This window comes from Candidatus Sordicultor fermentans (assembly GCF_012728195.1).
Classification (GTDB): domain Bacteria; phylum Atribacterota; class Atribacteria; order Atribacterales; family Caldatribacteriaceae; genus Sordicultor; species Sordicultor fermentans.
The window spans coordinates 1-22,492 of sequence record NZ_JAAYFP010000043.1; the positions used below are offsets into that span (position 1 = coordinate 1).

Here is a 22,492-nt window from a genome sequence, read left to right on the forward strand (position 1 = left end):
ACTGAATAGAGAAGCTATAGAATAAATAATTTTAAGAATGCTGCACAGAAAGCTCTTTTCCTTCAAAACCACAAAAAACAGTTGTATCTCTCCACTCCAAAGGTTGCAGAAAGAGGAGCTTTTTAATTTCTTTAGCAACTACGGGAGAGAGGGGGAGGGTTCTTTTCTTTCTTGTTTTAGCGACATTGTCAGGAATAGTTATCTCAAAAGAAGCAAAGTTAAAGTCTTCTTTCTTTAGCTTTAATGCTTCTCCGGGGCGGATGCCAGTATCAAGCATAAAAAGGATAAGACAGTAATCACGAAAACCAGCATAACTCTTTTTATCTGGAGCGCTCAATAGCTCCTTTAATATTTCAATCGGTATCGCTCGAGCTCTTCCTTCATCTTTCCTCTTTTTAAAGTCTACCGGATTTTTCTCAATAACGTTTTCTTTTACTAAAAAATCAAAGAAAGTTTTTAAATATACTCGGCGAAGGTTAAAAGTAGCAGGTTTAATATCATCGGAGAAATACTTGAGAACGGAAGCTCTTAAATCTTTTTCTGAGCGCAGAGCTTGAGGAAAGCGTTTAAAAAAGCTGGTAATGTGAGTCTTATAAGCGTAGATAGTGCGGAGAGCTTTACCTTCTGCTTTCCTTTCAAAGAGGAACAGCTCTAAGAAACTTTCCCAGCCCTCAGGTTGCGGAAGTTTTACTACCTGCCCCACAGAAATCGCCTCTTCCTGGGAGTAGATTTATAGTCGTCGGACTCAGGGGTTTTTAGAGAGGGTAGAGAAGGCGAAAATGGTTCTGTGAAGCCTTGGCGCGCCTGGAGGGAGTTGAACCCCCAACCTACGGATCCGAAGTCCGCCGCTCTATCCTATTGAGCTACAGGCGCGCAACCAAAGGGTTTAATCTAATCCACTACTATTCTATAATTTTATACCCTTATCTGTCAATGAACATTTATAGATTAGCTCTCCCAGATTCCGGAAAAGGAAAGATATAAGTGTAACTAAACTAATGGTTTTTTGAAAAAGCGAGGAAGCTGAATAGATTTTGAACTCTTAAGTTAAGAAATTTTGCATTTCTACATTTTGTAAAATTGGTTAGCAAATCGCTATGTCGCCCCCGGAGAGAGTTAACTGCAAAAATCATTACAATGTTTCTGTCGTCGTTGAGAGGCTTATTTCTCAAAAGGGCTATATAGTAAGATATTCCCTTGCGGTCATGCAGTGATGAAAGAAGAGAGTATCCCTCTTATTGGTAATAATAGGTTTTGTAGGATACCATAAAAGGAGAATTTCATCCTTTTCCCGGTTTTAAAATCTGAAGTTCTACCTCTTGACAGTTATGTTATATTTAACCGAGGGTGTTGGAATGAAAGCGTTATTAGCTTTGGAAGATGGAAGAATTTTCCAGGGTTATGCTTTTGGTACGGAAGGAGAAGCAGGGGGGGAAGTAATCTTTGATACCGGCATGACCGGCTACCAGGAAGTCCTCACCGATCCTTCTTTTCGAGGTCAAATCGTAACCATAACCTATCCTCTCGTCGGTAATTGCGGCATCAACTCTCAAGATTCAGAATCTTCTCGTCCTCAAGTAGAAGCTTTAATTGTTAGAGAAAAAAGTACCATTTATAGTAGTTGGAGAGGAGAGGAAACCCTAGAAGAATATTTTAGACGCCATAACTTGCTGGGATTAGAAAGAATAGATACTCGAGCCCTTACCAGGCACATCCGGGAGAAGGGGGCTTTGCGGGGAGTAATCTCCACCCGAGACTCAGACCCGGCCTCTTTGATAAAAAAAGCGCGGCAAATTCCCCCCATGATTGGTCGGGATTTGGTCAGGGAAGTTACGACTCCTGCTCCTTATGTGTGGCAGGAAGAGGGAAAATTTAACATTTTGGTTGTGGATTGCGGGGTAAAATTTAGCATATTAAAAGAACTGGCCAAGAGAAATTGTCGAGTAGTAGTTTATCCCGCTACTTCCCCGGTAGAAGAAATTATAAAGGAAAAACCTCACGGAGTGGTTATTTCTAATGGGCCAGGAGATCCTGCTTCCCTTTCTTATCTGGTAGATCTGGTGCAAAAGATAATGGAGAGGTTTCCTATTATGGGAATATGTATTGGCCACCAGATAATGGCACAAGCCGTGGGAGGAAAAACTTCCAGGTTGAAATTTGGTCATCACGGAACTAATCATCCGGTTAAAGATTTACGCTCTGGCTGGGTGGCCATAACTACTCAAAATCACGGTTTTGTTGCTGACTCCGATACTTTACCTCCCGAGGTAGAAGTTACCCACATTAATCTCAACGATTTTACTCTGGAGGGAATGAGACATAAGCGTTTACCCTTTTTCTCGGTGCAGTTTCATCCTGAGGCTCATCCCGGCCCTCATGATACTGTTTATCTTTTTGATGAGTTTATAAAGATGGTGGAGGATAATCTTGGCTAAAAGGGAAGATATCCAGAAAATTTTGATTATTGGTTCCGGTCCTATAGTAATCGGGCAGGCTTGTGAATTTGATTATTCAGGAGTTCAGGGGTGCAAAGCGCTAAAGAGTGAAGGTTACAAAGTGGTTTTGGTAAACAGTAACCCGGCCACCATTATGACTGATCCGGAGATGGCTGATCGTACCTATATCGAGCCTTTAGTTCCTGAAATTTTAGAAAAGATTATAGAGCGAGAGCAACCCGATGCTTTGCTTCCCACTTTGGGAGGACAAACTGCCTTAAATTTAACTGTACAGCTCGAAGAGCGAGGAGTGCTAAATAAGTGGGGAGTAGAAGTCTTGGGTGCCTCTATTCAAGCTATTAAAAAAGCAGAGGACCGCCGACTTTTTAAAGAATCCATGACTAAAGTGGGAATAGAAGTCCCTCGAAGCGGACAAGCTTATAGTTTAGAGGAAGCAATCCGAATAGCTAAAGAGATAGGTTTTCCTCTCGTTATAAGACCCAGCTTCACTCTGGGAGGGACAGGAGGAGCTATTGCCTACAATATTGAGGAGTTTGAAGATTTAGCTCAACAGGCATTGGATAGTAGCTTGATTCGAGAAATATTGATTGAAGAATCAGTAGCAGGCTGGAAAGAGTTTGAGCTGGAGGTTATGAGAGATGCTAAAGATAATGTGGTGGTCATTTGTTCTATTGAAAATTTCGACCCTATGGGAATACACACTGGTGATAGCATAACCGTGGCTCCTGCTCAAACCTTAACTGACCAGGAATATGAGTTGATGCGAGATTTAGCCATCAAAGCTATAAGAGAAATTGGAGTTGATACAGGAGGCTGTAATATTCAATTTGCCGTTAATCCTCAAAATGGTCGGATTGTAATTATTGAAATTAACCCCCGGGTTTCTCGTTCTTCGGCTCTTGCTTCCAAGGCTACGGGCTTTCCTATTGCTAAAATTGCCGCCAAATTAGCTATAGGTTATACTTTAGATGAAATTCCCAATGATATTACTCGCAAAACTCCAGCTTCTTTTGAACCAGCTCTGGACTATTGTGTGGTGAAAATCCCTCGTTTTACCTTCGAAAAATTTCCTGAAACTGAACCCTGGTTAGGAATTTCCATGAAGAGTGTGGGAGAGACTATGGCTATTGGGCGTAATTTTAAAGAAGCTCTTCAAAAAGGACTTCGTTCCCTGGAGATCGGTAAGTATGGTCTGGAGGATATCAAAAACTGGGAGGATTTTTCTCCGGGGAAGCGACAAGAAATATTACGGGAAAGGTTGGCTAAACCCAATGCTGAAAGAGTATTTTATATAAAAATGGCTATTAAAGAGGGTTTAAACATAGAAGAAATTTATAACTTAACTAAAATCGATCCCTGGTTTATTCATGAGATAGTAGAAATAGTAGAGATGGAAGAGGAGCTCAAGCATATAAAAGACTGGAAAAATTTGAACCCGGAATCAGGGAAAAGAGCCAAAGAATTTGGTTTTTCTGATCACCAGCTGGCTGAATTCTGGAATACCGAAGAAGAAGAAGTGAGAAGGTGGCGAGAAGAAAAGGGAATAGAGGCGGTTTACAAACAAGTAGATACCTGTGCCGGTGAATTCCCTGCCGAAACTCCTTATTACTATTCTACTTATGAGGAAGAATGTGAAGCTAACCCCTCAAAGAGAGAAAAGGCAATCATTTTAGGGGCAGGACCCAATCGGATAGGGCAGGGAATTGAATTTGATTATTGTTGTGTCCATGCGACCTGGGGCTTAAGGGACCTGGGTTATGAAACTATCATGGTGAATAGCAACCCGGAAACAGTGAGTACCGATTATGATACCTCAGACAAGTTGTTTTTTGAACCAGTGTACTTAGAAGATGTTCTTAACGTGGTAGAGAAAGAAAACCCTCACGGAGTGATACTCCAGCTGGGAGGACAAACTCCTCTCAATTTAGCTAAAGGTTTAGAGAGAGCAGGAGTAAAAATTTTAGGGACTTCTCCAGAAAGTATCGATATGGCTGAAGACCGAGATCGGTTTAAGGAATTAGTTGATAAAATTGGACTAAAACAGCCCCGCAGTGGAATAGCTACCTCTTTCGAAGAAGCTCATTTGGTCGCTGCTCAGATTGGCTACCCGGTTATGGTGCGTCCTTCCTATGTTCTGGGAGGGAGAGCGATGAGAATAATTTATAGCGAAGAGGAGCTAAAAGAGTTCATCTCGCAAGCAGTAGAAGTTTCTGCCGGACATCCCATTTTAATTGATAAGTTTTTAGAAGATGCAATAGAGCTAGATGTTGATGCCATCAGTGATGGGGAGGCCACCATTATTGCCGGTATAATGGAACATATTGAAGAAGCGGGTATCCACTCAGGAGATAGTGCTTGTGTTATACCTCCCTTTTCTCTGAGCGATGAAATCATTGAAAAAGTGAAGCAGATTACCTATACTTTAGCTCGAGAACTTAAAGTGGTAGGCCTTATGAACGTCCAATATGCAGCTAGAGACGACGAGGTTTTCGTCTTAGAAGTGAACCCCCGTGCTTCTCGCACCATTCCCTTTGTAAGTAAAGCTACCGGCGTTCCTTACGCTCGCCTGGCTTCTCAAGTGATGGCAGGAAGAAAGCTGCGAGAAATAGGCTTAACTGAAGAAGTAAAAATAGATTATTTTGCGGTTAAAGAAGCAGTTTTCCCTTTCCGGCGTTTTTCCGGGGTAGACCCGGTATTAGGCCCGGAGATGCGCTCCACGGGAGAAGTAATGGGAATTGATAGCGATTTTGGGATGGCCTTTGCCAAGTCTCAAATTGCTGCTCAATTTTATCTGCCCTCAGAAGGTACGGTATTCATTAGTGTTAAAAACCGGGATAAAAGAGGGATAATTTTTATAGCTAAAAAGCTTCGTGATTTAGGTTTTAAAATTGTAGCTACCCGTGGAACAGCTAAAGTTTTGAGTAATAATGGTATTCCAGTAGAAATAGTAGAAAAGGTAGGGGAAGGACGCCCTAACGTGGTGGATGTGATTAAGAACCGGCAAATAGATCTGATTATTAATACTCCTTCTGGAGGGCGTGCTCAATTAGAAAGTAGCATAATTCGTAAAGAGGCGATTATTCGCAGCATTCCTTTTGTTACCACCCTCTCAGGAGCAGAAGCCACGGTTTATGCTATAGAGCGTCTCAAGTCTGGCTCTATAACTGTTAAATCCATCCAGGAATATCACCAGGAGATTTTTGAAAGACAGGGTATTACTCTGGCTTTGAGGAGAGATTGATGCCGGAAACCAGTGTCAGTATTTTAGAAACTGTACTCATAAGAGCTTTAAACATTGCTATTATTGTGGGTGTTTCTTACTTTATTTTATCGATAAGTGAGAGGCTAATAAGGAAAATTCTGTCCTGGGGAGGAAAAAAATATACCGATCGGCGAGAATTAGCTCGTCGAGTTAACACCCTGGTACCTCTTTTGCGGAGTATATTAAAATACGTAGTTATTTTTTTCGCTGCTATTTTAATTCTTCGTCAGTTAGGAGTTGATGCTACAGCCATTATAGCCGGAGCGGGAATCGTAGGTATTGCAGTAGGTTTTGGTGCTCAAACTCTGGTCAAAGATGTCTTGACCGGATTTTTCTTGCTTCTGGAAGATAGTATTTCAGTAGGAGATACAGTGCAAATCGGTGATATTACCGGCACAGTAGAAGATATAGGGATGCGAGTGACCCGTATTCGTCCTTTTTCTGGAGCTCTTATTGTTGTTCCCAATGGAGAGATTTCCCGCATTGCCAATTACAATCGAGGCTTTAGCCGGGCTATTGTAGAGGTGGGGATAGCATATGAAGCAGATATAGACCAGGCTATAAGTGTTTTAGAAGAGGTAGCAGAAAAATATCATAGAGAACATCCCCGGAGGATTTTAGAGCCAGCTACTATTCATCGGATAGTGCGTTTAGATTCTTCCAGAGTGGTTTTGAGATTAGTGCTCAAAGTAGCTCCCAATGAACATTGGGATGTAGAAAGAGATATACTTTATCTTATAAAAAAAGCTTTTGATCAAGAAGGCATAAAGATTGTAATGCTTCAATAGAAATTAGACAGAAATTGTTAAGTTTTTAATTTATATCTTCTAACCCAGACTAATTCCTGAGTGACTATCCGGTAGGATAGAAGTGAGTCGCTCTTTACTCGATTTCTCTCTTATCAGTTATCTCGAATTTCCCCGGTGATGTGGTAATATATCGAGTGCAATCACAATGCTTAAAAACTGATCTGGTTTAGCAATAAAACATAGGATGGCGCAGAGAGATTAAGTAACAGAAACAACTTCAAAATTTACTCGTGATACCATTTGGGCAGCGCTCCTTCTTGCATTGATACCCTTTGTGTATAGCAGGGGGGTATGCCTGAGTTGTATTAGTTTTCTAAAGGAGGTGGGTAAAATTTGGACTTAAACTTATTAGTAGGAGGAGAAGCGGGGCAGGGAGTGCAAACTGTTTCTGGAGCTCTATCCACTATTTTACAAAGGAGTGGATATTTTGTTTTTTCCATTGAGGATTATCAATCCCGGATAAGAGGAGGGCATAGCTTTACTCAAGTTCGCTTTTCTACTAATCCCCTCCGGGCGGCATTGAAAGAAGTGGATATTCTGGCCTGTCTTAATGAAGAAACCTACCAATTGCATCGGAGAAGAGTAAAAGAGGGAGGATGGGTTTTAGGTGCGGTAGGAAATGAAAGAGAAGCTCATTTTCAACATTTCCTGCCTCTAAACTTTGAAAAGATTGCTGAGGGTGTGGGAAATAAGATTTTTGCTAACATCGTTGCTGTGGGTGCTATATTGGGTATTCTGGGATTAGATTTAGAGAGCGCTGATAGTTACTTAGAAGAGATTTTTGCCCGTAAAGGAGAAGAAATAGTAGAGAAAAACAAACAAGCCCTGAGGCGGGGTAGAGACGAAGTAATTCCCTATGTTTCTTCTCCACTGATAGAGGAAACCAGGAGAGGGAATTCTTCTCTTTTGGTTCTGGATGGCAATCAAGCTTTGGGTTGGGGAGCTTTATTAAGTGGTTGTCAATTTTATAGCGCCTATCCTATGACTCCTTCTACGGGAATTTTGAACTTTATTTCTTCTCATGCCAAAGAGTCTGGAGTGGTAGTAGAACAAGCAGAAGATGAAATTGCAGCCATTAATATGGCTATTGGAGCCTCCTATGCTGGAGCTCGGGCTATGACGGCAACCTCAGGAGGTGGCGTTTGTCTTATGGCCGAGGGTTTAGGCTTAGCGGCTATGACAGAAACACCCTTGGTGGTGGTGGATGCTCAAAGACCCGGTCCCAGCACTGGTTTACCCACCCGGACCTCGCAAGGAGATTTAGAGTTTGTAATCCACGCTTCCCATGATGAATTCCCTCGGTTTGTTTTTGCTCCTCGTGACCCCCAGGAAGCTATCAATCTCGTGATTCGAGCTTTTAATCTGGCAGAAAAGTATCAAGTGCCAGTCATTATCTTAAGCGATCAATATTTAGCTGATTCTAAATGGACTTATGAGAATTTGGAAGTGAAAGAAAGGCCGGATGCTCCCCAATTTAGTTCTTTTCCTCTTCCTTACCGGCGCTACCTCATATCTCCCTCGGGTGTCTCTCCCCGGGCTATCCCGGGGTTGGGTAAAGCGCTGGTAGTAGCAGATAGCGATGAACATGATGAGTTTGGACATCTCACCGAAGATTTAAATTTGAGAGTGGAAATGCACAAAAAGAGGATGAGGAAGAAAGAGACAATGAGAAAAGAAGTTCGATTACCCTATCATAGAGAAGGGAAAGATTTAACTTTAATTGGTTGGGGCTCTACCTGGGGAGTAATAGAGGAGGCAGGCGAAAGACTTAAAGCAGAGGGGATAGATAGCGGAATAATTCACTTCAGCGAAATTTATCCTCTTCCTCTACAAATAGAGGAACTTTTCAGTCATGTTTCTCTTCCTGTAGTGGTAGAAAATAATTATGGAGGGCAGCTGGCTAATCTTTTAGAAAGAGAACTTAAATTGCCCTTTCCTTTTAGAATTAATAGCTATAACGGAAGGCCTTTCCTGGTGGAAGAATTACTGCTTAAGGTCAAGGAGGTGGGGAAAAATGGGTAATCTCTTTGATAGTCAGGTAGAAATCGCCTGGTGTCCAGGCTGTGGAAATTTTGGAATTTTAAGAGCTTTAAAGGGAGCACTCACGGAGTTGGGATTTTCCCCGGAAGAGGTAGTTCTGGTTTCTGGAATCGGTCAAGCAGCTAAACTGCCTCATTATATAGCGGCAAATGTGTTTAATGGATTGCATGGAAGAAGCATTCCTGTGGCTTTAGCGGTGAAAACCGTAAACCCCCGGCTTCTCGTGATAGCAGAATCAGGAGACGGATGTATGTATGGAGAAGGAGGAAATCACTTTCTCCATGCTCTGCGGCGAAACCCTGATATTACGGTAATTGTACATAATAACCAGGTTTATGGCCTGACCAAGGGACAGGCTTCTCCTACTTCAGAAGAAGGATTTGTTTCTAAAGCTCAGCCCTGGGGCAATTTATCTCTTCCTTTAAATCCTTTGAGTTTGGCTATTTCTCAAGATGCCAGCTTCGTAGCTCGAGGATTTTCAGGAGATGTAGATAAACTGAAGGAAATTATAAAAGAAGCTCTCACCTGGAGGGGCTTTTCTTTAATAGATGTTTTGCAACCTTGTGTAACTTTTAATCGGGTCAATACTTTTGCCTGGTACAAAGAGAGAGTTTATTACTTAGATGATAGTTATCAGCCGGAAGATAGAATTAAAGCTCTGGAAAAAAGCCTGGAGTGGGGAGATAAAATTCCTTTGGGAGTGATATATCAGCACCAGCGTCCCACTTTCCAGGATAAGATATACTCTCAAATCGAAGAAGAAGACCTCATTTACCGGGGAGTAAATTTTGATGACTTATTTTCCCGGGGGTTGAGATTATTTATCTGAGTTTTCTACGCTGAATAAGTGAGAAAACTAATTCCTTTTTCTCAGTCAGTTGAATATATAATTCCATAGCGGGAGCTTACTAAGTTTTACAAATTTCCTGATATCTCAGGTATATGTCCTATCTTTTTAGTTTCAAATAGAGGGGTTTTGAGTATATCAAAACCCCTCTATTTTGGTTATTTCAAACTCTCAGCACATTTTACTACCATAATTGGCAGGCAGGTTTTCTTTATTACTCCGATGGTGACGCTACCTAAAAATATACTGGCCAAACCAGTCCTTCCATGAGTTCCCATAACTATAAGGTTTACTCCATTTTCTTCAGCAAATTTGGCTATTTCTTCTGCTGGTTCTCCTACTGCTACTTCTAATACTGGCTCCTCAACTATAGAGTAGTTTCCGGCATTTTTTTCAAATTCTTCTCTCATATTGTTCTGAATCTTAAGCACAATGTTTTCCCAGGGGTTACCGGGCTGAGAGGTGAGGGCATTAACTTCAGCTAGAGTTAAAACGTGAAGAATGGTTATCTTTGCCCCGAATTTTTCGGCTAAGGAAGCAGCGTGTTCCAGAGCTAAATCGGAAAAGGGAGAAAAATCAGTGGGTACCAGAATATGAGAAATTTCCATATTTTTTTCCTCCGTTCATAATTTACTTTAAGCTTAACCTATTTTCTCTAAAAAGAGAAGATGATTTTTAGATTTTCTAATTTTTCAGACATAATCTGTTTTTCCTGACCGAATGACATTTTCTCAAGAAGGTTTTATGGTTAGCTGTAGAAGGTGTCTTTTTTAACTGGCAGATTTTTTAGTTTATGTTTTTATCTCTTTTCTTATGCCGTAGACTGTTTAACATCATTTTAGAATAGCCATACTCAGAAAAAGCTATTGACAATTTTTTAAAGGCGTGTTACGAATTAGGTAATCTGGCTTGACTAATAAATTAATCAAGAAGACACCACAAAGACAATAACAATATTACCTGGAATAGAAGAGAGGGGAGAACCACATTATTTGCAACTAAACCAGCGTCAATCTGACTCTCTTTAGTTTTTTTTATAAAACATTGAAAACTCTGAAGGAGGTGTTGAAAAATAGCGTTTTTTCTGCTGTGATTTAAAATGGAAGAACTGAGAAAAACCCCCTTAAACCATATCCACAAAAAAATGGGTGCTAAGATGATTCCCTTTGCTGGCTGGGAGATGCCCCTTTTGTATGAAACAATTTCCAGCGAGCACCATAAGGTTCGCACTCAAGCTGGAATGTTTGATTTAACCCACATGGGAGAGTTGAAAATCTACGGGAAAGGTTGTGAGCTGGAGCTTGCTAAACTAACCACTAATGACCCTACCAAACTATCACCAGGCAAAATCCAGTATTCTCTTCTTTGTCTTCCCAGTGGGGGGATTATAGATGATATACTGGTCTACAGGTTAGAAGACGGGTTTCTTCTGGTAGTAAATGCAGCTAACACCGCCAAAGACTATGAGTGGATTAAATCTCATCTTCGAGAACCAGTGAAAGTAGAAAATCTGACCGATTCCCTGGCTTTAATAGCCATACAGGGGCCCGATTCAGAAAAAATTATGGTAAATATAGAACCCGCCGTTTCAGAATTAAAATACTATAACTTTTTAGAAACCAAAATCCAGAACTTCAGAGCCATCCTTTCCCGCACCGGATACACAGGAGAAGATGGTTTTGAAATATACATCCCCTGGGACGAAGCGCCAAAAACCTGGGAGTTGCTCGGTGAGGCGGCAAAGATAGCGGGGCTATCTTTAGCTCCAGTAGGACTGGGAGCCAGGGATACCTTGAGATTGGAGATGAAATATCCTCTGTACGGTAATGATATTGATGAAAGCACCACCCCTCTCGAAGCAAACCTGGAATGGGTGGTGAAATTCAATCATTCCTTCATCGGAAGAGATGCTCTTTTTGAGCAAAAAGCCTCAGGGGTCAAGAAACGCCTGGTTGGCTTTGTGGCTTTAGACCGGGGCATCCCCCGCCAGGGCTATCCCATTTTTTATCAGGAAAAAAAAGTAGGGGTGGTTACCAGCGGAACTCTCTCCCCCAGCTTGAAGAAAAACATTGGCATGGGTTATGTTCCACCTGCTCTGGAAAAACCGGGAACAGTGATTGAGCTGTTGATTCGAGAAAAAAAAGTTAGAGCTGAAATAACTGCGGGTCCTTTTGTTCCACCCCGAATAAAAAAATAATCGAAAGGAGGACCAACCGTGTATCCTGAAGATCTCCTTTACACCAAAAGTCACGAGTGGGTCAAAGTGGAAGACGATCGAGCCATAGTAGGTGTCACATCTTATGCTCAGGACCAGCTCGTCGAGGTGGTTTTTGTAGAGCTTCCCGAGGAAGGAAAGGAAGTTAAGGCCGGAGATGCTGTTGCCACTTTAGAATCTGTAAAAGCGGTAGCAGATGTGTATGCACCGGTATCGGGGAAAATAATAGAAGTTAATAAACAATTGGAAAACCAGCCGGAGTTAGTCAACCAAGACCCCTACGGAGAGGGGTGGATATTTGTCATTGAGATCGCCGGGGAAGAAGAACTCCACACCTTGATGAAAGTTTCTGATTATCAATCTTTAATTGAGAACGAACTAAAACCATAACCCTGGTAATCTACATTAAAATTTAAGGTGGTGAAAACAGATTTGAGATACATACCCACAACAGAGAAAGATCGGGAAGCCATGCTAAAAAGCTTGGGAATATCCTCTATTGAGGAGTTATTTAATGATATTCCTGAAGAAGTCCGTTTTCGAGGGGAGCTAAGCTTACCACCTCCTCAATCAGAAATAGAAGTGCTAAACTCCCTGAGAGCTCTGGCTCAAAAAAATGCCGACCTGGATCGATATCCTTCTTTTTTAGGAGCTGGCGCATATGACCACCTAATTCCCAGTGCAGTACAGCACATCTTAGACCGCGCTGAGTTTTATACCTCCTATACCCCTTATCAGCCCGAAATCAGCCAGGGGACTTTGCAAGCTATGTATGAATATCAAAGCTTAATTTGCAACTTAACGGAGATGGATGTAGCCAATGCTTCTATGTACGATGGGGCGACAGCTTTAGCCGAAGCGGCTATTTTAGCTTGTGGGGCTACCGGACGAGGCAAAGCACTGATAGCGAGAACTATTCATCCTGAATATCGGCAGGTCACTCAACTTTACCTTGAAAGCCGGGGTCTTGAAGCGCAATATGTCCCCTATGATAGGGGCCAGGTTGACCTCCATAGCTTAAAAAACAACTTAGACGAAGACGTGGCTTGTGTATTAATTCAGCAACCCAATTTCTGGGGGCTTTTAGAGGAAGTAGAAGAAATAGCCTCTTTAGCCCATGAAAATGGAGCTTTGTTTATTGTCTGCGTTAATCCTATATCTCTGGGAATTCTGGAAGCACCGGGCAATTATGGCGCCGATATAGCAGTGGGGGAAGGGCAGAGTTTGGGAGGTCCGGTGGCTTTTGGAGGTCCGTTTTTGGGGTTCTTTGCCGCCCGCGATAAATTTATTCGACAGATGCCCGGACGTATCGCAGGAGCAACAAATGATGCACAAGGCAGGAGAGGTTTTGTTCTCACTCTTCAAACCAGAGAACAACACATCCGCAGGGAAAGAGCTACCTCCAATATATGTTCCAACCAGGCTCTCAATGCTCTTGCCGCTACAGTTTTTCTCAGCTTGATAGGAAAAGAAGGGCTACAGGAGGTGGCCAACTTGTGCCTGCAAAAAGCCCACTATGCTTATCGAAAAATTGTAAGCATTAAGGGATTCGCTCCTCTATTTCCCGGAGCATTTTTTAGCGAATTTCCAGTCAGCACTCCTCTTCCACCGGAGAAAATAAATAAAGCACTATGGGAGCGGGGAATAATAGGGGGGCTGGACTTAAAAGCATATTACCCAGAACTTGGTCCGGCCATGCTTTTTAGCGTAACTGAGGCCCGAACCAGGGAAGATATTGATGCCCTGACGCAAGTACTGGAGGAGATGGCCAATGAATAACCCAAGTGAAGTACCTTTGATATTTGAAATGAGCTCTCCGGGGCGTCGAGGTTATGAATATCCTGATTGTGATGTCCCTTCAGAAAAGGTGACTGACCTCATTCCCTCCCGATTTTTGCGAAAAAAAGCCGCTGATCTTCCTGAGCTGAGCGAAAGCGAAGTAGTCAGGCATTTTACCCAACTATCACGACTCAACTATGGAGTGGATGTGGGGTTCTATCCCCTGGGGTCCTGTACCATGAAGTACAATCCCAAAATTAACGAAGATGTAGCTAAATTTGCTGGCTTTCAAAGGATTCACCCCTACCAGGGAGAAGAAACTGTGCAGGGAGCACTCAAGCTCATGTATGAATTAGAAAAATATCTGTGTGAAATAGCGGGTCTGTATCGGGCTACTATGCAGCCGGCAGCTGGAGCTCACGGAGAGCTCACAGGATTGATGATTATAAGAGCTTTCCACCGTGATAGAGGTGAAAACCACAAAAGACAAGAAATCATCGTTCCCGACTCTGCTCATGGGACCAATCCAGCAAGCGCGGCTATGTGTGGCTACCGAGTGGTAGAAGTAAAATCTAACCCCCGAGGAGGAGTAGATGTTTTTAATCTGCGAAAAATCACCGGACCCCAGACAGCAGGTTTAATGTTGACCAACCCCAATACACTGGGGCTTTTTGAAGAAGACATCGTAGAAATTGCCCACATTGTCCACCAGGCAGGGGGTCTATTATATTATGATGGTGCTAATATGAATGCCAATCTGGGGATATCCCGTCCTGGAGACATGGGCTTTGATATCGTCCACTATAACCTGCACAAAACCTTCGCTGCTCCCCACGGAGGTGGAGGACCGGGTTCTGGCCCTATTGCGGTTACCGAGGAGCTGGAAGATTTCTTGCCTGTTCCTCTTGTGAGTATGAAAGATAACAGTTATTATCTGGACTATGATCGGCCAAAAAGCATCGGAAAAGTAAAATCTTTTTATGGTAATTTTCTGGTTATGGTCAAAGCCTATGCTTACATAAGGTCTCTTGGGGCGCAAGGATTGCGTGAGGTGAGCGAGATAGCTGTCCTTAACGCTAATTACCTCATGCGCCAGCTGCAAAAAGACTACCATCTTCCCTTCGACCGCTCTTGCAAGCACGAGTTTGTGCTGTCAGCCAAAAAACAAAAAGCAAAGGGAGTGAGGGCTTTAGATATAGCCAAAAGATTGCTGGATTATGGCTTTCACCCTCCTACAATTTATTTCCCGCTTGTTGTCGAAGAAGCCCTGATGGTTGAGCCAACTGAGACAGAGAGCAAAGAAACTCTGGACAGGTTTGGAGAAGCGATGAGGGAAATTGCTTTAGAAGCTATGGAAAACCCGGAAATCCTGAAAGAAGCTCCCCACCATACTCCACTAAGGCGTCTGGACGAGGTAAAAGCAGTTAAGGAGCTGGATGTTAACTGGTACAAGCGGAATCCATCTTCTGCTATGTAGAATCCGCTATGGGCGTGGGTTTTAGGATAGTTTGTAATTAATAAAATATTTAAGCATTGTCAAATAAATAAAAAGGATGAACAGAATCGGAGGTGTTTTCTTTAGAGTCGCTATTTTAGGAGATTTATTAGGTTTAAAAACCTCCTTTTCGATGACATCTTTTCCCGAGTATTAGTTCATGGATAGTGCCATTATGTTGGACCTTTACTACACGATCGAAGGCCGTGGAGAGAGTGTTTTAGAGCGAGGAGCTGCTCTGGAGTTTTACCTTGATTCATAATCCAATACCCAACCAAAGAGAAAGAAAAAGTAGAATTGTGGTCTACTTTCCTGGTTTCTTCCTGGAAGAGAATTAAATCCAAGTTAATACTTTTTTTCCAGAAGTTGGAAAGCTGGCCGGAATGCCTCTTGGCTCTCGAGAAATTATCACAGAATAACTACAAATAAAAAATGTGGTTATTGACAAAACCAGGGAGTGGTGGTACTATGCTTTCCGAGCTTGCGCAAGCTTATTAATTTTCAATTCAATTTTGGGAGGTTTAAGTTTAAATGGCAACTGGCAAAGTTAAATGGTTTAGTGCCACCAAAGGTTATGGATTCATTGAATCTGACGAAGGTGGGGATGTTTTCGTTCACTACTCGGCTATCGAAGGTAGCGGCTTTAAAACTTTAGAGCAAGGCCAAGAAGTAGAGTTTGAGGTACAGCAAGGTGATAAAGGACCTCAAGCGGTAAAAGTAAAGAGGCTATTATAGTAGGGAAAGTAAAGAGGCTATTATAGTAGGGAAAAAGAGAAAAGCCTGGGGTTTTGCCCCAGGCTTTTTTGCTTTTAGGGATTGCTGGTTTTTACTTCAGTGTTATCAGTGCCTCCGGATTTTATATTTAGTAGAATTAGTTCTTTTCTGCTTTGACTATTGAACCATTTGCTAGAGGAAGAAAAGGTTTGTGAAAATAAGCTTCGGTTATGTAGCTTTCCATCATCCGGTGGGCATTAAAGTAAGAGGCGACTTTAGAGATAGAGTTTTTCATCAGCTTAATCCATTGTTCTCGGTGATGATAGTAAGTAGGAACAATAACATACTCTAACTTGCCGTAGAAGTCACTTATCTCTTTTTGGAAAATCTCCTGAGGATTTCCGTCTTCTTCGCTTTCTGGCCCAATAGACCATCCGGTTATTCCCTCAAGACATCCCTCTATCCACCATCCGTCGAGCACGCTAAAGTTGATCACACCGTTATGGGCTGCTTTCATACCGCTGGTGCCTGAAGCCTCCAGCGGCCTCATGGGGGTGTTTACCCAGATGTCTACTCCAGCTATTATTTTTTTAGCTACTTCTAAGTTGTAATTTTCTAAGAAAGCTATTTTAATCTCCGGGCTTAATTCTCGAGAATATTGAATTATTTGCTGAATGAGTTTTTTACCCTCGAAATCATGAGGATGAGCTTTGCCGGCGAATACAATTTGTAATTTTCCTGCACGGTTTATTTTTTTCAGTCTCTCTACATCGGTAAAGATGAAGTGAGGTCTTTTATAGGCAGTCATACGGCGAGCGAAACCTAAAGTAAGAGCTTCTTCATCCATTTCTATATTATTTTTTTCCTTGATTAATTGAAGAAGCCGGGCTTTTTCTTTTTGGTGAACAGTCCAGATTTCCTGGTTAGATATGATATCAGCTCGGGTCAGAAGTTCTGGTTCTTGAGCCCACCCGGGAATGTAGTGATCAAAAAGAGTCTGGAAGCCGGGGGAGGTCCAGGTATAACTGTGTACTCCGTTAGTAATAGAATGGATGTCATAGCCCGGAAACATATTGAGAGAAACCTCTCTATGTTTTTTGGCTACTCCATTAATATATCCGCTGAGATTTAAGGCTAAAAGAGTCATATTTAGACAGTCTGCCCCTCCTAACTGTTTAAGAAGAGGAAGGGGGATAGGTTCACCTAACACGTCTTTTACCATATCATAAGGAAATTTATCATGTCCCGCCTCTACTGGAGTGTGGGTGGTGAAAACACATAAGTTCTTAACCGCTTCTACATCGCAATTTTTAAAACTTTGCAATAGCTCCACGGTTACAAGAGCAGCATGACCTTCGTTGATGTGGTATTTTCTCACTTCTAAATCTAAGGCTTTTAATATTCTACTTCCTCCTATACCTAAAACAATTTCCTGTTTCAGACGATAACGACTATCTCCTCCATAGAGATAATCGGTTATGGAACGGTCTTCAGGGGTATTTTGAGGAATATTGGTGTCTAAAAAAATTACTGGCACTATTGTTCCTCTGGCGCTTTTCCAGGGATAAACCCAGGCTCCCACTTTTACTTTCCTTTTTTCGATTTCTACTTCTACCTGAACAGGAAGGGGGGTCAGGATTTTCTCGATTTCCCATTCTACAGGTTGTTCGATTTGCCATCCCTCAGGGCTTATTTTTTGATTCAGATAGCCTTTGCGACTTATTAGAGTTACAGCTACAAAAGGAAGAGAGAGGTCGGCTGCAGAACGAACTGTATCTCCAGCCAGAACTCCCAGCCCCCCGCTGTAGGTAGGCATATCTGAAGAAAGAGCTATTTCCATAGATAAATAAGCTATAATTGGCTCATTTTTGAGTTTATCAAATATATGCATATTCATATGGCTATCTATTCCTCCCTTTTGAAACTTAGCGACCGGTGGAGCCCAGACCTTGTTTTCCTCTTTCGCTAGGAGATAATGAATTAGTTTCTATAATTTTAACTTGAGGAATTTCTCGCAGGGCTCCCTGGATAATCCTGTCTCCTCTTTTTATACTGTAATTTTCTTTACCTAAATTAAAAATTCTGACCATCCAGCTACCTCGGTATCCACAATCAATGGTACCCAGATGCACTATTATACCATGGTTAATCCCCATTCCGCTTCGAGGTCGCAGCACTACTTCATATCCTCGAGGGAATTCAGAAGCGATTTCTAAATCTATGATTTTGCTTTCTTGAGGAACGATTATGGTATCAATAGGGCTGAAGAGGTCAAAACAGGCATCATCAGGAAAAGAAAAACGAGGAAGAAAAGCGTTCTCTGAGAGTTTTTTAAACCTTATGACTACTTCTTTCATCATTTTCCTCCCGCTAAATTAATACAGGTTATATTTTAGCAGACCTATCAAGTGGCCATTTTAAGAGTTAAAATATACAGTGGTGGTTACAGTGCGGGAGGAAACAAGATTTTCTCTTTCTCTTCTGGGAGTAGCTGCGGTAGCTTTAGCGGTGGAAACTCTCACTATGAGGATATTTAGTTTCATTTTTGAGTATAATTTTGTATCCTTAATTATTTCTTTAGCTCTTTTGGGCTATGGAGCAGCGGGAAGCCTTTACCCTTTTCTTCCCCGGTGGTTCAAAGAGCACATCCCCTATTTTCTTGCGCTCTCGCTTTTGCTCTTTGCCGCAGGGTTAGTCTTCTTGCCTTTAGATATTTATCAATTCTGGGTCAATCGTTATAACTGGTTTTATTTTGCTACTCTTCTCTTTTTGGCTTTTCTGCCTTTCTTCGCTCATGGCTCGTATCAGTTGTATGCTTTTGAACTTTATCCCTCACACTTTCCTCGCTTTTATGCTGCCAATCTGGTGGGCTCCTCCTTAGGGATAGGGATAAGCTATCTAATTCTTCTTTTTCTAGGAGAGCTAAAAGCTCTTCTTTTCCTTGCCCTTCTTTCTCTCGTGAGTGCAACCAGAGTGAAAAAAGTCCCTCTTTTTTTATTAATGATTATTGGAATTACTTTCTTTTTTTCTCCTCTTGAGATTTATCTTTCTCCTTATGCTCCTGCCCGGGCAATAAGGGAAGTAGAGGAAAACCAGCTTATTGAAGTTTACCATAGTCCAGCAGAATTGTTGGAAGTATTTTATACTCCTTATTCTCGATTGGCATTGGGCTTGAGTTCTAATTTCCCTGACCTTCCTCCCCCTTCCTGGACTTTGGTTTACGATAAACATCAATCCCAGCTTTTTCCTGTTTACCCCGATTTTTCCCTCTTAACTCACACTTTGTATTATTTGCCTGTAGATGTACTTTCTCCCCGGGAAATTCTCATTGTGGAAGGTAGAAAGGGTTTAGAGGGATATTTGGCCTCTTTTTTAGAATTGGAAAAATTGGATTGGGTAATTTCTTCTCCTCTTTTTGCTTCTTTTCTAAAGGATTATCCCCTTTTTTATTCAGAACCGCAGGTTATTTTTCCCCGTAAGTTTTTAGCTCAAGGAAGGAAGTACGATTTAATTTTCTTGGAAGTTCCCGTAGCTCAGGCAGCCGTTTTTCCCGGTAGCTTCTCTTTCCAGGAAGATTTTTTATTTACTAAAGAGGGGATACAAAGCGTTTTTTCTTCTCTATCTCGGGAAGGGGTAGCAGTGTTTTCTCTTTTTCTTCAGAATCCCCCTGCGGTGCTTCCTAAGCTGGTGAATCTTGTAAAAGAATCCTGGGAGGAAGGAGAAAGGGTGGAAAAACATCTGATGATAATAAAGAATTTAGATTGTGCTTTGTTGATGATTAAGAAATCGCCGTGGGAGGAAAAAGAGCTGAAAAAGATGAAAGAAAAAGTAAAAAAGGAATGCTTTGATTTTATATATTATCCAGATATAAAGGAAGAAGAAGCCGAGGTAGTTTTTAATACTCAAAAAAGATATTATCGAGTAGTGGAAGGTATTCTCCAGGGAGAAGACATAGAATCTACTTTTGACCTTCGCCCTCCTCGGGATAACCGTCCTTATTTTTCTAATTTTTTTCGCTTGAGACAGTTACGAGAAGCCTGGGTAAATCTGGGAAAAAGATGGCTACCTTTTGGAGGAAGTGGCTTTTGGTTAGTAGTTTTAATTTTGGTTTTGGTGATAGCCCTGGCTTTCTTTCTAATTCTTTTCCCCCAGAAAGGTGAAAAGGGAAACATTCCCTCTGCGGTAAAAATTTTGAAAGGAGGAGGAATGTTGACCGGTGTGGGTTTTATGATGATGGAAATTTCCCTGTTTATAAAATTAGAGATGATAGTGGGTTTGCCTTTTTACACTTTTTCCCTTCTTCTTTTGGTTCTTTTGGTTTTTTCTGGATTAGGAAGCTGGCGCATGAGACGGGGATTGGATTTTCGAGAAGTCAAAAAGTTAGCCTGGTTACATCCTTTAGTTCTTTTTGCTTATTCTGGATTCTTGCTTCTTTTAGAGGAGAAGCTACTTCATTTACCCATCTGGGGGAGCTTGCTGGTTACTTTTTTACCTTTAGCTGGTGTAGCCTATCTTTGCGGGTTACCTTTTCCCTTGCTCTCTAATCTATGTTCTACTTTTCATCCCCGCTTTTTTGGACAGGTTTTTGCCTGGAATGGGTTTTTATCGGTAATCTCTTCCCTGGTTGTTCATTTATTTTCTGTGTTCTGGGGATTGGAAATTCCTCTATTTCTGGTAGTATTTATCTATCTAACTTTTTGGTTACTAATGATATTTTATTACCGAATATTTGCTCTAAATTGTGATATGATATCATAGTGGAAATTATAAAAGGAATAAACTTTCTGAGAGAATACTATGCGAATAATTGCCATTGCTAACCAAAAAGGAGGAGTGGCGAAGACCACCACCTGTATAAATTTGGGGGCTTCTTTGGCTTATCATGCGCGGAAAGTTCTCATTATTGATATGGATCCTCAAGCTCATTCTACTCTGGGTTTAGGTTTTGAGCCTGATGAATTTGACAGAACCATTCTCAATGTACTGGAGCCCCCTCGCAGCCCTTACCGCCTTGAGCTTAAAGAAGTTATTATTCCTACTCGCACTCCCAACCTCTATCTCGCTCCAGCCAATATTGACTTAGCTGGAGCAGAATATCGCTTGATTGATAAACTGGGCAGGGAAGACTTTTTAAATAGCGGTATTCAAAGAGCTAATCTCTCTTTTGATTACATCCTCATTGACTGTCCCCCTTCCTTAGGAATTTTAACTGTTAATGCTCTTAAGGCCTGTCGGGAGGTGATTATCACTATTCAGCCTCATTATTTTGCTATGAGGGGAATTGAAGAGTTTATGGAAACTATAGGCTTGATGAAAGAAAACTTGAAGCATGACCTGGAAGTTTATGTTCTTATTACTATTGCCGATGTCCGTACCAATCTTTATCGAGAGGTGGTAGAAGAGATAAAAAAATATTTTGGAGATCATCTTTTTGAAACTGTTATTCATCGTAATATTTCCCTGGCTGAGGCTACCAGCCACGGGGTACCGGTTATGGAATATGAACCTTCTTCTTCTGGAGCTCAGTGTTACTTAAACTTAGCCAAGGAGGTGATCAAGCTTGAAGAAGAAAAGCCTGGAAAGAGGCTTCTCCGAAAAAATTGATTTTAAGAGAGAATTAATCCGGGATACCACAAAAGGTATCATACGGGAAGAAGACTCTATCCCTGAAAAGGAAGAGCAAAAAGCTTCTGGTGAGGCAGTTAAAAAGAATCTGGAGAAAACTAAGGCAAAGATAGAGAAAAAAGCAGAAGACAGACTAGCAGTGATAAAAGTAGTGGGAATTGGAGGAGGGGGCAATAACGCGGTTAATCATATGGCTGACCTGGGTTTAGATGGAGTAGACTTGATAGCAGTGAATACCGATGTTCAGTCTTTAAGAAAATCTCTGGCCCAAGAGAAGCTACAAATTGGTTTAAGCCTCACCCGGGGTCTGGGAACGGGGGGGGATCCCCGCCTGGGAGAGGAAGCAGCCCGACAAGATAAGGAAAGATTAAGCCAGCTGGTGGAAAATGCTGATTTGGTATTTGTCGCTGCTTGCATGGGAGGAGGCACGGGTACAGGAGCAGCTCCGGTTCTCGCTAATATATCTAAGGAATCAGGAGCTCTAACCATTGGAGTGGTGACTAAACCATTTGATTTTGAGGGTCTAAAGAGAAAAAGACAAGCAGAAGAAGGTATCAGTCGATTGCAACAAGAAGTTGACGCTTTGATTATAATTCCCAATGAGCGACTTTTCCAGATTACCAAAAAAGATACTCCCCTACAAGAAGCTTTCAGAATAGCAGATCATATTCTTTATCAGGCAGTGCGAGGTATCACTGACCTTATTACCTCTCCTCAGGAGATTAATTTAGATTTAGCTGACCTGAGAACTGTTCTGAGCGAAGCAGGGATGGTTTTAATAGGAATAGGTCATGGAAGAGGAAGAGAAAAAGCCAAGCAAGCAGCAGAAGAAGCTATTCAAAGTCCTCTTTTGGAAATCTCAATCAAAGGTGCCAAGTCTATCATCCTTAATATTACCGGTGGTCAGGATATGACTCTCAGTGAGGTTACTGAAATTGTTAATACTGTGACCAACGCAGCTGGAACAGAAACTGATATTTTGTGGGGTTATCGGGTGGATGAGAGTCTGTCTAATGAAACAATGGTAACGGTTATTGCTACCCGTTTTGAGCTTCCGGAGGAGAAATTAGATGAGATAGAAGAAACAATAGATGAGATAGATAGTAGAATCATTATAGAGGATGAATTAGATGTTCCTGCTTTTTTGCGGGAGGCACAGAGAAAGAAACTATCAGAGGAAAAGAGACCCGGAGATAGAATATCCCATTTTTTTCACTCAGATGGTAGAAACGACTCGGAATAAAAATAAA

At 41.7% G+C, this 22,492-nt stretch carries 17 protein-coding genes and 1 tRNA gene; 13 read left to right on the top strand and 5 right to left on the bottom strand.

The genetic code is table 11. The annotated features are described in order from the left end of the window. Positions 1–31 precede the first annotated feature (31 nt). Both GXZ17_RS02210 and GXZ17_RS02215 read right to left on the bottom strand, forming a co-directional pair. Positions 32–703 carry a tyrosine-type recombinase/integrase gene (locus tag GXZ17_RS02210; RefSeq protein ID WP_409375660.1) on the bottom strand — a complete coding sequence of 224 codons (672 nt, stop codon included), beginning with the start codon at positions 701–703 and terminating at the stop codon, positions 32–34. Positions 704–796: 93 nt separating this feature from the next. After that, positions 797–873, bottom strand: a tRNA-Arg gene (locus tag GXZ17_RS02215). Between the two features lie 482 nt (positions 874–1,355). Here GXZ17_RS02215 and carA point away from each other — a divergent pair. The 5 genes from carA to GXZ17_RS02240 all read left to right on the top strand — a co-directional run bounded on the left by carA (position 1,356) and on the right by GXZ17_RS02240 (position 9,396). Beyond that, entirely contained in the window at positions 1,356–2,435 is a 1,080-nt protein-coding gene (carA, locus tag GXZ17_RS02220) for a glutamine-hydrolyzing carbamoyl-phosphate synthase small subunit (protein WP_409375661.1), read from the top strand. Beyond that, entirely contained in the window at positions 2,428–5,697 is a 3,270-nt protein-coding gene (carB, locus tag GXZ17_RS02225; RefSeq protein WP_409375662.1) for a carbamoyl-phosphate synthase large subunit, read from the top strand. The genes carA and carB overlap by 8 nt, the downstream gene beginning before the upstream one ends. Beyond that, on the top strand, positions 5,697–6,506 hold the full coding sequence (locus GXZ17_RS02230) for a mechanosensitive ion channel family protein (protein ID WP_409375663.1): 810 nt from the start codon (positions 5,697–5,699) through the stop codon (positions 6,504–6,506). The genes carB and GXZ17_RS02230 overlap by 1 nt, the downstream gene beginning before the upstream one ends. A 354-nt stretch (positions 6,507–6,860) precedes the next feature. Beyond that, on the top strand, positions 6,861–8,549 hold the full coding sequence (locus GXZ17_RS02235; protein WP_409375664.1) for a 2-oxoacid:acceptor oxidoreductase subunit alpha: 1,689 nt from the start codon (positions 6,861–6,863) through the stop codon (positions 8,547–8,549). Continuing rightward, a complete protein-coding gene (locus GXZ17_RS02240) occupies positions 8,542–9,396 on the top strand; it encodes a thiamine pyrophosphate-dependent enzyme (protein ID WP_409375665.1) in 855 nt (284 codons plus the stop codon). The genes GXZ17_RS02235 and GXZ17_RS02240 overlap by 8 nt, the downstream gene beginning before the upstream one ends. A gap of 176 nt (positions 9,397–9,572) precedes the next feature. Here the strand turns inward: GXZ17_RS02240 and GXZ17_RS02245 are convergent, their stop codons facing one another. After that, a complete protein-coding gene (locus GXZ17_RS02245) occupies positions 9,573–10,022 on the bottom strand; it encodes a universal stress protein (protein WP_409375666.1) in 450 nt (149 codons plus the stop codon). Positions 10,023–10,513: 491 nt separating this feature from the next. Here GXZ17_RS02245 and gcvT point away from each other — a divergent pair, with 491 nt between their 5' ends. From gcvT to GXZ17_RS02270, 5 genes are all read left to right on the top strand, one after another. Then, positions 10,514–11,611, top strand: a complete 1,098-nt coding sequence (gene gcvT / locus GXZ17_RS02250; RefSeq protein ID WP_409375667.1) for a glycine cleavage system aminomethyltransferase GcvT — start codon at positions 10,514–10,516, stop codon at positions 11,609–11,611. Positions 11,612–11,629: 18 nt separating this feature from the next. Beyond that, positions 11,630–12,019, top strand: coding sequence for a glycine cleavage system protein GcvH (gene gcvH, locus GXZ17_RS02255; protein WP_409375668.1), 390 nt, complete (start codon positions 11,630–11,632; stop codon positions 12,017–12,019). A gap of 42 nt (positions 12,020–12,061) precedes the next feature. Continuing rightward, positions 12,062–13,408 carry an aminomethyl-transferring glycine dehydrogenase subunit GcvPA gene (gcvPA, locus tag GXZ17_RS02260; protein ID WP_409375669.1) on the top strand — a complete coding sequence of 449 codons (1,347 nt, stop codon included), beginning with the start codon at positions 12,062–12,064 and terminating at the stop codon, positions 13,406–13,408. Beyond that, positions 13,401–14,885, top strand: a complete 1,485-nt coding sequence (gene gcvPB, locus GXZ17_RS02265; RefSeq protein WP_409375670.1) for an aminomethyl-transferring glycine dehydrogenase subunit GcvPB — start codon at positions 13,401–13,403, stop codon at positions 14,883–14,885. The genes gcvPA and gcvPB overlap by 8 nt, the downstream gene beginning before the upstream one ends. A 549-nt stretch (positions 14,886–15,434) precedes the next feature. After that, a complete protein-coding gene (locus GXZ17_RS02270) occupies positions 15,435–15,638 on the top strand; it encodes a cold-shock protein (RefSeq protein WP_409375671.1) in 204 nt (67 codons plus the stop codon). 136 nt (positions 15,639–15,774) lie between these two features. Here the strand turns inward: GXZ17_RS02270 and glgP are convergent, their stop codons facing one another. Beyond that, on the bottom strand, positions 15,775–17,508 hold the full coding sequence (glgP, locus tag GXZ17_RS02275) for an alpha-glucan family phosphorylase (protein WP_409375682.1): 1,734 nt from the start codon (positions 17,506–17,508) through the stop codon (positions 15,775–15,777). Between the two features lie 34 nt (positions 17,509–17,542). Then, the gene (dut, locus tag GXZ17_RS02280; protein WP_409375672.1) at positions 17,543–17,977 is read right to left on the bottom strand and encodes a dUTP diphosphatase; all 435 of its coding nucleotides are present in this window, start codon (positions 17,975–17,977) and stop codon (positions 17,543–17,545) included. Positions 17,978–18,053: 76 nt separating this feature from the next. Here dut and GXZ17_RS02285 point away from each other — a divergent pair, with 76 nt between their 5' ends. The 3 genes from GXZ17_RS02285 to ftsZ are packed head-to-tail and all read left to right on the top strand — an operon-like array spanning position 18,054 to position 22,485. Continuing rightward, positions 18,054–20,375: a hypothetical protein gene (locus tag GXZ17_RS02285; protein ID WP_409375673.1), complete on the top strand. Its 2,322-nt coding sequence runs from the start codon at positions 18,054–18,056 to the stop codon at positions 20,373–20,375. A 39-nt stretch (positions 20,376–20,414) separates the two neighbouring features. Next, on the top strand, positions 20,415–21,221 hold the full coding sequence (locus GXZ17_RS02290) for a ParA family protein (protein ID WP_409375674.1): 807 nt from the start codon (positions 20,415–20,417) through the stop codon (positions 21,219–21,221). Continuing rightward, positions 21,178–22,485, top strand: a complete 1,308-nt coding sequence (gene ftsZ, locus GXZ17_RS02295; protein WP_409375675.1) for a cell division protein FtsZ — start codon at positions 21,178–21,180, stop codon at positions 22,483–22,485. Before GXZ17_RS02290 ends, ftsZ begins: the two co-directional genes overlap by 44 nt. Positions 22,486–22,492 lie beyond the last annotated feature (7 nt).

Coding starts and splice junctions, on each gene's coding strand:
- carA (WP_409375661.1), top strand. CDS start 1,356: ATGAAAGCGTTATTAGCTTTGGAAGATGGAAGAATTTTCCAGGGTTAT.
- GXZ17_RS02230 (WP_409375663.1), top strand. CDS start 5,697: ATGCCGGAAACCAGTGTCAGTATTTTAGAAACTGTACTCATAAGAGCT.
- GXZ17_RS02240 (WP_409375665.1), top strand. CDS start 8,542: ATGGGTAATCTCTTTGATAGTCAGGTAGAAATCGCCTGGTGTCCAGGC.
- GXZ17_RS02245 (WP_409375666.1), bottom strand. CDS start 10,022: ATGGAAATTTCTCATATTCTGGTACCCACTGATTTTTCTCCCTTTTCC.
- gcvT (WP_409375667.1), top strand. CDS start 10,514: ATGGAAGAACTGAGAAAAACCCCCTTAAACCATATCCACAAAAAAATG.
- gcvPB (WP_409375670.1), top strand. CDS start 13,401: ATGAATAACCCAAGTGAAGTACCTTTGATATTTGAAATGAGCTCTCCG.
- GXZ17_RS02270 (WP_409375671.1), top strand. CDS start 15,435: ATGGCAACTGGCAAAGTTAAATGGTTTAGTGCCACCAAAGGTTATGGA.
- glgP (WP_409375682.1), bottom strand. CDS start 17,508: ATGCATATATTTGATAAACTCAAAAATGAGCCAATTATAGCTTATTTA.
- dut (WP_409375672.1), bottom strand. CDS start 17,977: ATGATGAAAGAAGTAGTCATAAGGTTTAAAAAACTCTCAGAGAACGCT.
- GXZ17_RS02290 (WP_409375674.1), top strand. CDS start 20,415: ATGCGAATAATTGCCATTGCTAACCAAAAAGGAGGAGTGGCGAAGACC.